This window comes from Microcoleus sp. M2_D5 (assembly GCF_036701935.1).
In the GTDB taxonomy this organism is placed as follows: domain Bacteria; phylum Cyanobacteriota; class Cyanobacteriia; order Cyanobacteriales; family Microcoleaceae; genus Microcoleus.
Genome location: NZ_JAUBRP010000085.1, coordinates 12,600 through 25,833 on the forward strand (window position 1 = coordinate 12,600; position 13,234 = coordinate 25,833).

9 protein-coding genes, 2 tRNA genes and 1 pseudogene are annotated in these 13,234 nt (G+C 47.5%); 2 read left to right on the top strand and 10 right to left on the bottom strand.

Going from position 1 to position 13,234, the window contains the following annotated elements:
* The 6 genes and pseudogenes from QUA50_RS25400 to QUA50_RS25425 all read right to left on the bottom strand — a co-directional run.
* The coding region (locus tag QUA50_RS25400; RefSeq protein WP_333267937.1) for a DUF5331 domain-containing protein at positions 1–429 on the bottom strand (429 nt) is incomplete at its 3' end.
* Positions 430–463: 34 nt separating this feature from the next.
* The gene (gene bchL / locus QUA50_RS25405) at positions 464–1,330 is read right to left on the bottom strand and encodes a ferredoxin:protochlorophyllide reductase (ATP-dependent) iron-sulfur ATP-binding protein (RefSeq protein WP_006634709.1); all 867 of its coding nucleotides are present in this window, start codon (positions 1,328–1,330) and stop codon (positions 464–466) included.
* A gap of 869 nt (positions 1,331–2,199) precedes the next feature.
* Positions 2,200–2,325, bottom strand: a pseudogene (locus tag QUA50_RS25410) (IS5/IS1182 family transposase); the annotation flags it as partial.
* A 184-nt stretch (positions 2,326–2,509) separates the two neighbouring features.
* On the bottom strand, positions 2,510–2,842 hold the full coding sequence (locus tag QUA50_RS25415) for a P-II family nitrogen regulator (protein WP_333267939.1): 333 nt from the start codon (positions 2,840–2,842) through the stop codon (positions 2,510–2,512).
* Positions 2,843–2,940: 98 nt separating this feature from the next.
* Positions 2,941–4,053 (bottom strand): sodium-dependent bicarbonate transport family permease, encoded by a 1,113-nt coding sequence (locus tag QUA50_RS25420; protein WP_333267941.1) that lies wholly within the window; start codon positions 4,051–4,053, stop codon positions 2,941–2,943.
* Between the two features lie 458 nt (positions 4,054–4,511).
* Positions 4,512–4,757 (bottom strand): hypothetical protein, encoded by a 246-nt coding sequence (locus QUA50_RS25425; RefSeq protein WP_333298928.1) that lies wholly within the window; start codon positions 4,755–4,757, stop codon positions 4,512–4,514.
* Positions 4,758–5,149: 392 nt separating this feature from the next.
* On the opposite strand from QUA50_RS25425, the gene QUA50_RS25430 reads away from it, so the two are divergent.
* Complete coding sequence (locus QUA50_RS25430; protein WP_333267943.1) at positions 5,150–5,323, top strand: hypothetical protein; 174 nt, start codon at positions 5,150–5,152, stop codon at positions 5,321–5,323.
* On the opposite strand, the gene QUA50_RS25435 is transcribed toward QUA50_RS25430, so the two are convergent.
* Positions 5,324–7,486 (bottom strand): CBS domain-containing protein, encoded by a 2,163-nt coding sequence (locus QUA50_RS25435; RefSeq protein WP_333267945.1) that lies wholly within the window; start codon positions 7,484–7,486, stop codon positions 5,324–5,326.
* A gap of 145 nt (positions 7,487–7,631) precedes the next feature.
* Here QUA50_RS25435 and QUA50_RS25440 point away from each other — a divergent pair, with 145 nt between their 5' ends.
* Positions 7,632–10,190 (top strand): PhoD-like phosphatase, encoded by a 2,559-nt coding sequence (locus tag QUA50_RS25440; RefSeq protein ID WP_333267947.1) that lies wholly within the window; start codon positions 7,632–7,634, stop codon positions 10,188–10,190.
* A 513-nt stretch (positions 10,191–10,703) separates the two neighbouring features.
* On the opposite strand, the gene QUA50_RS25445 is transcribed toward QUA50_RS25440, so the two are convergent.
* The 3 genes from QUA50_RS25445 to QUA50_RS25455 form a co-directional block, all read right to left on the bottom strand.
* Positions 10,704–10,775 (bottom strand) — tRNA-Thr (locus QUA50_RS25445).
* Between the two features lie 73 nt (positions 10,776–10,848).
* Positions 10,849–10,930, bottom strand: a tRNA-Tyr gene (locus tag QUA50_RS25450).
* 197 nt (positions 10,931–11,127) lie between these two features.
* Positions 11,128–12,948 carry an ABC transporter ATP-binding protein gene (locus QUA50_RS25455; protein WP_333267949.1) on the bottom strand — a complete coding sequence of 607 codons (1,821 nt, stop codon included), beginning with the start codon at positions 12,946–12,948 and terminating at the stop codon, positions 11,128–11,130.
* Positions 12,949–13,234 lie beyond the last annotated feature (286 nt).

A 13,234-nucleotide genomic window follows, 5' to 3' on the forward strand; every position in this document is an offset into this window, starting at 1 on the left:
TTGAGCTGCTGCGGGTGCAGCAGTTGCAGTTTGAGCTGCTGCGGGTGCAGCAGTTGCAGTTTGAGCTGCTGCGGGTGCAGCAGTTGCAGTTTGAGCTGCTGCGGGTGTTGGAGATGTGCCGATCGTCTGCGGCACGATATTTGAGGGCATACCCAGCGCGATGTCCGGGTCAAAATTTAGCCCCAACACTTCGATCAGGCTGTCTGCATCCGGCTTGAGTTTTGAGAAGGGCAGCATTAATTGCTGGAGTTCCGGCTCCAGGGCAGCCGCAATTCCCAGGATGAGGTAAGAAACAGGCCTTTTCCCGCCGTCGGGTGTGGCGACCGTGTTGTCAGCCGTCATGTGCAGGAGCAGCCAAGCCCGATTTACCTGGTAGTAGTCCAACCACTTCTGTTTGAGAGCAACTGAAAAAGTATCAAAAAAAGCCATAACCTCTTTATCCTCATCCTGATCGCTAGACCTATTAAACCATCATCAGGTCTAGCTCATCTTCCTCCTTCTTGACCACTGGTTGCACTGGATTTAGATAAAAATCTGAAAGTAAGGCGAATAATTCGCGATCGGGCGTGTCGTTGGGCACTACTCCTTCGGGCATTGCCAAAATCTGGTCAGCGATGTTGAGGTAGTAATCGCAGACGTAATTGAGGGAAGGATCGCTTTCTGCCATCTCAAACAATGTTTTGCCTTTAACGCGAGAAACGCGAATGTCTTCAATCAGGGGCAGCACTTCCAGCACCGGCATGGGTACAGAGTCAATGTACTTGTCGATCAAGTCGCGCTTTGAGGTGCGGTTGCCAATTAAACCAGCGAGCCGCAACGGGTGAGTGCGGGCTTTTTCGCGGACTGAGGCGGCGATGCGGTTGGCTGCAAATAAAGCGTCGAACCCGTTGTCGGTAACAATCATGCAGTAATCGGCGTAGTTCAATGGGGCTGCAAAACCGCCGCACACTACGTCACCGAGCACGTCGAACAGGATAATGTCGTATTCGTCGAAGGCATTTAGTTCTTTGAGGAGTTTGACGGTTTCACCTACTACATAGCCACCGCAGCCAGCTCCTGCAGGAGGGCCGCCTGCTTCAACGCAGTCAACGCCGCCGTAGCCTTTGTAGATGACATCTTCGGGCCAAACGTCTTCGTAGTGATAGTCCTTTTGCTGAAGGGTGTCAATAATTGTGGGGATCAAGAAGCCAGTGAGGGTAAATGTGCTGTCGTGCTTTGGATCGCAACCGATTTGCAAAACTTTCTTGCCCCGCTTGGCTAGGGCAACCGAGATGTTGCAGCTTGTTGTTGATTTACCAATTCCACCTTTTCCGTAAACTGCTAGTTTCACTCTTGGTTCTCCTATAGGTTTCTATCAAAACGATGAGGGCTGGGGTTTCATGCTTTTTTTCGATCGCCCAATTTCCATAGCCCAATTGCAATAGCCCAATTGCAATTCCCTTACTGTCAGTCGATTTGAGATTTCAGATTTGAGATGAAAGAATGGACTCCCCAGATGAATCAGGGGCTTCTCTCTAACTAAAATTTTCGATCTCGACGACTTTTGTTTGGGGCTTGTATCCGTCTTTGGGTTAGACCAATTTTCGACTCACCCCTTAGTCACCTCGTTGAAAGCATTATTAGCTAACTTGCGATGAAAAGAAAGGGGGCGTCTAAATGAAAATGCTAGTAAATTTGTTTATTTTGCATCTTTTGGAATCTTAACTGGTTTTTTGAGCTAACAATCTATTTTTATATTTTTTTTAGCTTTTAAATTACTTTTAGAATACTTTCTTAATATAAAGAGGTACAAAAATAAAATAAAAATTAACGAATCAAACAATCTGGGCTTTGGGATTTGGGGCTAGGATGCAGGCAGTTGATGGATTGTGCGGGTAACTCGAACGGTCATCAAGACGCTAGTGGATGAGGCAAACTCGAAGTTGGTTCGGATCGCTTGGGTCAGGCGAGGGCAAAGTTATGGGATTTTAGATTTTAGATTTTAGATTTTAGATTGGGAAACATTGACTTTGCTGAGGTTTCGGGTGTTTTGTAAAAAATTGTGAATTTTTAGGAATAGGTGGGGAAGTGTCCGAGTTTTGCAGTGAGGGAGCCTCCGAGAGTGGGCGAGGAGTCGAGTGGGGGATTGTCGGTATATTAGACCTATTGAAAAAAAAATCTATGTTAAAATTAAAGGTTTTGAATTTTAGACCTGATATCTCACTGATAATTGTAAAGTGTTGACAACAAATTACAACGGAGACCATAACGGCGGCGACGATTATAACGACTTGACAAAAATTTGAAAACTTTTAGACTCCTATTAATAGGTTCAATCACTATTCGAGCCTGGGCTATAGATCGCATCTGGAATTTGCAGTTCGCTACATCGTTGGCGGCAATGACCATACCACCGATCGGAAAGCCTCGCGCTGGAGACTGCAACTGAGACCCAAGTTTGCAGGCAAGAAATACGGCTACTAAAAAGCCGGGGTCATGCCCCGGCTTTTTAGGTCTGTGTCGTCTCGATTCAACAGCCGTCTGGTCCACAGAAACTGTGCCCGTACAGTACCTCCGCGTCACAGATATAGATCATGCCCGCAAAATCGAGGAAAAACTTTATTGCGACCTGATCGGCAATATTCTCGGCCATATCCCGATCGGGGGTGAGCACCTCGAATTTTATATTCGCCGTGGTGTCAGAAACGCTGGGTTGTCCCGACGATCGCACGTTGCGACTGCCTTTACCGCCGGTTTCGAGAACCGTATAACCGGTTGCCCCGGATTCTTCGATGATATGGACGATCTTTTTGAGCAGAATCTTTTCCGTGACGATGACAAGCTTTTTGGCTGGCTTGGGCATTTTGGTTACCTCCTTACCTACGTATGTTGATCTTAATATATTGAGTCGCTTGGTCTGTTGGAGCGAGGGAGCGCCAACAGACCGCGACCCGTCTGGGATTACCTGCCGCCGATCGCCTGGGCCAGCCCGAGGAAGAGCGGTATACACAAGCCGATCGCAATGGGTGTACCGATGGCTGTAGATGCGCCGATGTAGGCGGAGGGATTTGCCGAAGGAATCCCGGCTCGCAACGTGGGCGGACCGGAGATGTCTGAACTGGAGGCGGCAATAACAGCGAGGATCACAACACCGCCCAGGCTGAATCCCGTGGCGTAGTGAGCAATCATGCCGAGACCGAAGGCGATGAACCCATGCACCAGCGGTGCCACTACGCTATACACGACGTACCACTGGGCCACCTTACGCAGTTCGCCAATCCTTGACCAAGCCTCCATACCCATGACCAGCATCAAGATCGAAAGCAAGCCGCGGAAGAGGGGATCGTAGAAGCTTTTATAGACACTTTCCGGCTGGGTGAACAGGCCAAGAGCAATGCCGAGCAACATTGCCGATAGGGCAGGACCCTGGAGGCTTTCCTGGACGATCGGCCAGATCTTGACCCGATTATCCGCAGGCTTCTGCTGCTTGCTGAGATACTCTTGCCGGCTGCTGGGATAATCGCCTGCTGCAACGGGCTGCTTGCTCAAAGACTCCTGCACAGTAGAGTGGGCTGCTGCACTACGCTTCTTCTTGTTGAGATAAATGTTGGCCACCACAATCGCCGTTACGAGCGCTGGGATATCCATGAAGGGATAGAGTGCGGCCGCCCATGCCTCGTATGGCATTTTTTGTTCTTCCAGTAGCGTCAGGGCGGCAGCCATAGTAGAGCCACTCACAGCACCAAACAATCCCCCGGTCGCAATCGCATCCACGGTGTTGACCTTCGGCAGCTTTGCCAACGTATAGCGCGCGATGAATACAACAAGAATCCCTACTGCTACAGCAAACGCTGCGGGTAACACCATCTCCGTCAGGTTGGAATTGCGGATCGCCTGACCACCGGTCAGACCGATTTTCATGAGCAGCATGAAGACGATGATCTGAGTAATCGCCTCTGGAATTACCAATTCGCTACCAAGAGCGCCAAGGATCATACCACCAATCAAAAACCCAAGTGTTGGGGACTGCAACTGCTTAATAAAGTCCATTAAGAACAAGGACAAAAAATCCATGAATACCTCCTGCTGCCTCCTCTAAAAAAGAGCGATTATTGTGATCGGTGAGCTTTAAGAAGTAAGGGTGCAGCACTTCAACCCTGCCGAATGGTGTTATGGGAACACCTGTCGGCAGGGGGTTCAGAAATGGCTGCTATCCGAATGGGGGTCGAAGGTGTCGCTGTCCCACAGTAACTTCTATAGATAAATATCTATTAAGACCCAAAATTCTATGTACTTGAGTCTATCCTTAAATGGCACAAATTTGCGATCGCTTTACATGGATATGCCAAATAATTTTTACTTCAAATCATAAGTTTTCCTTTTGTTCTCAGAAAACCCGTATATTTCTGGTCAGTATAAATAGCGAACACATAATTTTTTATGTACACGGATATTGTACCGAGGACGGTATGGGATCGGCAAAATCGGGAACAGGAGTGGCGTGAACACCACTCTTATAGCAATGCTTTGAACTAATCAATCCACATTTCGGGGGGAGTGGTTGCCGGCACATAAGTCGTGGACGGACTGTAATTGGCAAGGTTAAACCACCCCACCGCCAGTAGGAGACCGAACCCACAGCCCAACAAAAAAGTCCAGGCGTGAGACGAATAGAGCACACAGAGCAGGCGACGATCGCCGCTATACACCTGCACTAGCCAGCCTTCGCTGGTGTTGTCAAATTTGGTCTGCAGTTTAGTTGAGTCAAACTTGTTCATTGTTTACGCTCCATGCTGCTCGAATGTGTGTGGCGGTGGCGGGTACTTGCCCGCCGCTACGGAAATACCTGTCAGAAATTCAACTGTGAATGGATAGTGTCTCAAGGAGAGAGACTCGATCGCTCAAACCTGACATTGATATCGAACAGAAGACAGACATCTATGCTTTCGCCTTGAACGGTATTCTTAAGTTTATACTTAGATTTGCTGGTTGAATGGTTGCCATAGCGTCAAAAAGATAAGTGTTTTTTATAAAATGATTCCGCTAATCTGAGTCAATCTTTCTCAACAGAGGGTAATGAATTCGCAGATATTTGGCATAAACTTAAAGATATGGTTCAAGGAAAAACCATAGAGTATTGCCTTGTCACGGAAAAAGTGCCGCTGAAAAGGTGCTGCTGAAAAAGATCGCCAAGATCGTCGAGGAAGCTGGGGCTGCCGGTTATACGGTGATGGAGGCTGGCGATCGAGGCCAGTCGCAACGTGCGATCGTCGGGACAAACCACTGTTTCCGACAGCTTTTTCAATTTTTCAATTCTTCAATTCTTCAATCCTATGACTGCTGACTAATGAGAACTGACGATCGGAATCTCGATCGCAAATTCAGTGCCCCGTCCAGCTTCCGAAACGCAGTCGAGCCGCCCCCCGTGCTGTTCGACAACTAAATGGTAAGAAATCGACAGTCCCAACCCCGTGCCCTTGCCGACTGGTTTGGTAGTAAAAAACGGGTCAAATAATTGGCGGCGAATCTCCTCCGGTATGCCCCGCCCGTTGTCGGAAATGCGGATCGCGACAAAATCGCCACCAACAACTTCAGTACGAATTGTAATAGTGGGAACAGTCAATGGAGAACTAGGATTTGACGGGGGTGAATTTTTCGCATTTCTCGTCGCCCATTCCCCTTGCTGGATTTCTTCATCCAAAGCATCAATAGCATTGCCGATAATATTCATGAACACCTGATTGATCTGACCGGCACAGCACTCGATGTGGGGCAAATTGCCGTATTCTTTAATAATCTGGATAGTTGGATGTGGGCCGTGGGCTTTGAGCCGGTGCTGCAAAATCAACAAAGTGGTTTCGAGTCCCTCGTGAATGTCAACGAGCTTGATGTTAGATTGATCCGATCGCGAAAAATTACGCATCGACACAACTATTTGGCGGATGCGCTCGGTTCCTACTTGCATAGAAGACACTAGCTTAGATAAGTCTTCTACCAAAAAATCGACTTCCATCTCTGCTGCTGCTTCCCGAATTTCCGAGACTGGTTCGGGATAGTGCTGCTGGTAAAGTTCCAACAGTTGGAGCAATTCTTTGATGTAGTGGCTGGCGTGGGAAAGGTTGCCGTAGATAAAATTAACAGGATTGTTAATTTCGTGAGCGATACCGGCAATCATTTGTCCCAAAGAAGACATTTTTTCGGTTTGCACTAATTGAGTTTGAGTTTGCTGCAACTTTCGCACAGTTTGCTCTAATTGCTGCGCTTGATTTTTCAAGCAAGTTTGCTTTCGCCGCAGGACTTCTTCGACTCGCTGGCGCTTGATAATATCCCGTCTCAACAATTCATTTGATTCTAAAAGTTGAGCGGTGCGTTCTTCAACTTGTTTTTTTAAGTCGTCGTGAGCTTGGCGCAGGGCTTCTTGGGCCCGCTGCCGCTCTAAAATTTCTTGCTGCAAAAGTTCGTTGGCTTTCTGCAATTGGGTGGCTCGATCGTCCACTGCTTGTTGCAACAGCTCGATCGTCCCATACATTTCAGATTGGTTAAAAACTTGTGGCAAATTTGTCTGAGACACAACACCCAAAAGTTCTCCCTGGCTGCCAACTACTACCAAACGGCGGACGCAGTGGCGCTGCATGGACTGGTGGACACTCCAGAGGGAATCGGCGGGAGATATGCAAAATAAAGGCGCACTCATGGCCCTTGCTGCTGGGATTTCCGAGAGGTTTAATTCGAGGGCGTGAAACTGCACGATGTCGCGCTCGGTGACAATGCCGATCGGAATTTGGTAATTTTGTGTTGGTGCGATCGCCCGATCGGGATGCTGACTTTGCTCTTTGACAATGATAACGGAACTAACTCGATGCTTGACCATGAGCTGGGCTAAATCGAGGGCTGAGGCAGTTGTTGTGGCAGAAATGACTTGGTGTGCCATGACATCTGCTGCACAGCGCAAATTGGTTAGCAAGTTAATCGGCTGGAGGGCTTCGTGAATGGCTTCGCGGGTGATGATGCCCAGAAGTCGCGAGTCCTCGTCTACTACGGGCAAATGCCGGATGGAGTGCTGGCGCAAGGTGAACATAGCTGTGAAAATATCTGGAGACTCGGATTTTTTGAGAGTAATGGGCGATCGAGTCATTACCTCAGCAATTGTCAGTCCGACTGTACAAGCTGCGACGGTAGTTAGCTTGACGATATCCCGTTCTGTAAAAATGCCGATCGGTCGATTATCTTCCACGACTAAGACGCAACTGCGCTTGGCTGCGCTAGCAACAGCGTTTTGTTTTTCGCCACAAAGGTGACAGGAGACGCGCATCGGGTTCATGAGAGCCAACACTTGGGCGATCGGGGTTTCTGGAGCCACGGTGAGGGGGTGGCGGTCGATCGCCCGATCTAAAGGCGAGGAGTAGATTGGCCGGCTGTTGGGGCGTTCGGCGGGTTCTGATGCTTTAATTGTTGGCGGCTGCGGGACTGAATCTCGGAAATGCTGTAATTGTTCTTCTTGTAGCATGATTATTAATTTTAGTTAATGAATTGTTACAATTTTGCAGACTTGGGTTGGCAGACTTAGCATTAATTAAGCGGGTGACAGATGCTCGATCGCCTAAAATCTGATTGCTAGAACACTCTTATTTAATTTTTATTTTTTAAATCCTATGTCGTGGACTCCCTTAAGTCATCGAATTCATCACTTGCCGCTGATCCTTGCGGGCCCGATTTTGCGCCGGACCCAAAGTCGGGCCGTGACAGTTTGGCTGGCTCTGAAAGCCCCCCGCCAAGTCGAACTCAAGGTTTATTCGACAGAGGGCGGAACCGGCGAAATTGTCGATCGGCCCTTGCTCCAAGGTGCGAGCTCTACCGTGCAGCTCGGCAAATACCTGCACGTAGTCGCCGTGACTGCTAAACCAATTAACAGCAACCTCTTGACATCTGGGCAAATTTATGCTTACGACATCAAGTTTACTGGGAGTAGCGAGTCGAACGTCGGGGGTGCAGTCCCAGAAAATGAGAAAGAAAATCTGATTTCTTGCCTGTGGCCTGCCACCCCTGATTTATCGGCTTTGGGGCCGGAGACGATTAGTTATTTCGCTCACGGGTTGCCCACTTTTGCCCTGCCGCCGCAGGATTTAAACTATTTGCGTATCGTTCACGGTTCTTGTCGCAAGCCCCACGGAGACGGCAGAGATGCGCTGCCCATCTTGGATAATTCGATCGAACAGTTTGCAGGAACGGCAAATAGCAGGCCCCACCAACTGTTTTTAACGGGCGACCAAATTTACGGCGACGACGTTGCCGATGCCATGCTGTGGGCCTTGACTGACGCTGGCGATACACTGTTGGGCTGGGAAGAAAGTCTACCCCTGATGGACGATTCCCAAATAAAAAAGAATTTGTGTATCAGTATACCTAAAAATTCGGAAAACGAAACTGCACTTGGCCAAGAGAGGGAAATTTTTAGAGAGTCGCCAATTCAGAAACCGTCTGATGCTGAGTATCAGTTCAAAAAACCAATTGAGTTACAGCCGGGGACTCGCAGCGATATTGCCAGAGATTTTGGCGGCTTTACGGCCATGTTGGTGAATAAACCCAAAAATGCTAAAAGTCACTTGTTTAGCTTGGGCGAATATTATGCGATGTATTTGTTAGTTTGGTCGCCGGTACTCTGGTGCACGAGTTTTCCGAAGGGTAAGGATATTTGCCCAAATTCTAAGCAGGCCAAAGTCTGGGATAGAGAAGTTGTTGAACTTAACGGTTTTGCTCGCAATTTGTGGAGAGTGAGGAGGGCGCTAGCGAATATTCCTACTTATATGATTTGCGACGACCATGATGTTAGCGACGATTTTTATTTGAATCGAGAGTGGTGTTACCGGGTGCTGGGGAAGCCGCTGGGCCGCCGGGTGGTGCAGAATGCTTTGCTGGCTTACGCTGTGTTTCAGGCTTGGGGAAATACGCCTGCACAGTTCGATCGCGCACAACCTGGAGATAAATTATTAACAACTGCTAAAAAATGGTCGAATTCGGCAGGGACTGATGTTTCTGCTTGGGAGGAGGCGGCTTCGTATTTGGGAATTCCAGGACTAGACCCGAAAACTCATTTGCCTAATTTGAAATTAGATGAAGATGTTTTTATTTTGGATCGGGATGGCGAGGGTGTAAGTGAGGTTTTGAATTGGCATTTTACTGTGAGAAGTTTTAAGCACGAGGTGATTGTGCTGGATACGCGGAATTGGCGGGGGTATCCGGTGAAAAGCGCGATCGATCCGCCGATGCTTTTGACTCACAAAGGTTTTGAGGAGCAAATTCAGAAACCTTTGAGGGAGACTGAGTTGCTGAATAAAACTGGGGAGTTTGAGATTGAGGCGACGCTGGTGGTTGTGCCGACAAATTTGGTGGGTTTGTGGATTATTGATGCGGTGCAAAAACGGGAGGTGGAACAGGGGAAGGTTTTTAATAGTGATGCGGGGGATGCTTGGAATTTTCATGAGTTAGCTTTTGTAAAGCTGTTGTCGGAGTTTTTTAAGCAGCGCAATCGGGTGATTGTGTTGACGGGGGATATTCACTATGCTGCTGGTGTGCGACTGAGTTATTGGTCTGATTGTCATTTTGGCGATTCTCGATCGAATATTGAGCCTTTGACGAGGGAGAATTATCGGTCAAATTGTCAAAATTCTGTGTTGGCGCAGTTGACTGCTAGTGCTTTGATCAATGAGGAGTGGAAAACGCATTTAATTCATACTAAGATTAAGTCGCTGCTTCCCGAGCGATCGCACGAATGTTTGGGATGGAATGAGCCGCTGGAATTAATGAAGATTTCGAGGGGGGACAGAAAGAAGGCTATGGCTGCTGCTGTCAGAAATAGACAATCTCTGCCTGATTGGGGCTATCGGATTGATTGGATTAAACGGCAAAGAGCTCGCGTGTTTTTGCAGCTAGAAAATGGAACTGCGTCAGATAGATCGCATAAAAATAAACAATTGTCACCGCTGCGTAGGTTATGGAATTTTATATCGCTGTTGTGGCGCAATCGCTGGCTGCAAGAGGGTGATGAAATTGTGGGATATAGCAATATTGCGATCGTAAGTTTTCAGTGGCCTGCTGAGGGTGATGGGGAGAAAGCGGTGATGCAAAATGTTTATTGGCGGCCTCTTTGGGAGCCCGATAGTGTGGTTTACAGTCAATATTTTGTGCCGCTGGGATTGGATGAGGATGATTAGATTCACGATTTCTTGAAGAAGTCGGGGATTTCGATACGGGTACAATATTGTGTTGAGTTTGTGGCCGTGTCCGCCGGGAGGAAACCCCAGTCTCATAGAAGACAGTCGGTTGGAACTGAGATGTTTCACCATTCTCAATTAGTTTTTTATGAACAGGCTTTTCGGCCTGTTCCACAACAAAATTTATCTTTTGTGGAACAGGCCGGAAAGCCTGTTGCTGACAATGGTGCAAGATATCAGTTGGAACTGAGATGTTACACCATTCTCAAGAACAGGCAAGAAGCCTGTTCCACAAAGAATAAGTTTTCTTGTGGGGAGTCACAGAATTTCCATAGCCAGCCGACTCGATCAACCAGTTGAAGACCAGACGCAAAAAGTCGAGGGCGGACTTGGCAGATATGAAAGTCGTTTTGGAGATATTAGAAAACCATTAGCGCGAAAGTTGAGCAGAAAACTAAGCTTGTTGCTGTGCGACGAACCTGAAACCTTTGGCGGATATAGCATAAACTAGAAAGCCCGTGACGAGATTTGAACTCGTGACTTCCTCCTTACCAAGGAGGTACTCTACCACTGAGTTACACGGGCATAAAAAATTAAGAATCTCCAATTAAAAAATTAATTTTTAATTCTTAAATTTTAACTTTTTATTAAATTGAGGTGGGCCGAGCTAGATTTGAACTAGCGTAGGCGTAGCCAGCGGATTTACAGTCCGCCCCCATTAACCGCTCGGGCATCGACCCATTTCCATCACAGTTATACATCCTAGCATCAGAATCTTTATTTGCAACATTATATTTAAAACTCTAATCATTAAGTTGAGAACACATAAGTGACTTAGCGGCAGACGGGAAATTTGAACACTGTTTAAGGTGTGCATTGCTAAGTCTAGGCTGGGTGCGTGCCCGGAGCACCCTAAGTCTAGACTAAGAGGAAATCCCTAATTCACTAATTCCCCGGTTTCTTGCAGGGAGTGCAGGCGGCGGTAAATACCTTGTTGACTCAAAAGTTCTTCGTGGCTGCCAACTTCGACGATTCTACCGCCGTCGAGTACGACGATCGCATCGGCTTCGCGAATTGTACTCAGTCTGTGGGCAATAATGATGGTGGTGCGCGTACCGAGGATATTTCGCATGGCTATCTGGATCGATCGCTCGCTTTCATAGTCCAAACTAGAAGTAGCCTCATCAAAAATTAACACATCCGGTTCCACCAACAGCGCCCTGGCAATCCCCAACCGCTGCCGCTGACCGCCGGACAAGCGCATTCCTCGCTCCCCGACCACGGTATAGTAACCTTGAGGCAACAGCCGCACAAAATCGTCTACTTTGGCAATGCGACAAGCATCCTCAACTTGCTCGAAAGTGGCGCTTCTGTTTCCGTAAGTCAAATTTTCCAGCAAAGTACCGTTAAAAACGTCTACTTCTTGGTGGACAATCGCTAAACGCTGGCGGTAGCGAGTCACGTCTAAGCTGCGAATGTCTTCGCCGTCGATCAGAATGCGGCCGGAGTTGGGTTCAAAGTAGCGAAACAGAAGTTTAACTAAAGTCGATTTCCCGGAACCCGATCGCCCGACTAATGCTACTGTTTGACGGGGATGAATTAATAAATTCACATCCTGCAAAACTGGTTTTTGACTGTCGTACCCGAATGTCAAACCGCCGATCTCAACTTTGCCGGTAAATTTATAAGGTGGCTGTGCCGATCGAGCATTTTCTGCTAAATTAACCGCATCAACACCGTCTGGCGTTTGCATAAACTCGTGGAACCGGATCATTGAAGAATAACGCCGCGCCAATAATTCGGCGATAATGCTAATCGGACGCAGTTGCGAATATGCCATGCTTGCCAACGTGTAGACGGTAACAAAATATCCGAGGGAAATTTTGCCTGCAACCGTGGCTGCTAGGCTAAAACCGAGAACTGAAAACAAACACAACTGGACGATCGTCTGCTGGTATGTCCCCAGGGTGACGTATCCTTTGTGAATGCGGTGGATCACGACTTTTAATTCGCGATCGAGTCTGGTGGTTTGCCTTTTGAGTTCATCGCTTTCTGTCGCAAAAGCTTTGACTGTTTTGATGTTGGTGATAATTTCCGAGTTGCGGCTTTCGGTATCTTCGATGTATTCATCGAGAATTTCTTCTCGCGCAGTCACCCCTTGCAAACCTTTAAGGGTGAAACTGAGGATAAATAGGAATGAAACCAAAATTAATAAGCCAATCCGCCACTCAATTAAGCAGATAACGGCAAAAATGCCGATTAAGCGGACGACTTCGGGGATGAATTCGCCGGCAATTTCTGGGTAAGTCCAAGTATGGTTGGCGATGCCTTTGGCGATGCGGCTGGCAACCCGTCCGGCGTTGTTTTCGTCGTAGAATTCTAGGGGTAAGGTGAGGATTTTGCCGATCGCACTTCTCATTCGATCGCGCCTTGCCCTCAATGGTATCGCCCAGTGGAACCAATTTGCTACCCAAGGTTGGATCGGTGCTTTGGCGACTGTTACCACAAAAATTATGCCCAGCAAGACGGATAGCGATAATATTTTGTTGGGTGAGTGCTGGGTAATAGAGGCGATCGCTGTTATGAGTTTTTGGGTAACAGTATCTGTAGGTTGACCCGACAATACGTTTAATATTTGACCGATCGCATAAGGAACAAGCAAATCGGCTAGTGCCAAAATGCTGGATGCGCTTATGCTGTACACTGATATTTTCCAGTAGCGACTGTAGTATTGGAATATGTCCTGAAAGCTTGCCATAAATTTTTGTTGAGATACAACCCTTGCAAACACTTGCATTTAAAACTGCGCTCTCGGCGCGCCGTGTTTACAAGTGTACTACAAAAGTAGTCGATCGGGGAGTCAATCGATTTTAGATTTTAGATTTTAGATTTTGGATTGACTTGCGCGAGATAAATGCTCTTTCTTGAGGATTTTCGATTTTCGATTTGGGATTGATTTGCGCGAGATAAGCTGATACGCAGCTAGATTGTATAATATAAATATAAGATAAGCGATAATTAGTTATAATGTATGCCAGCCAAAA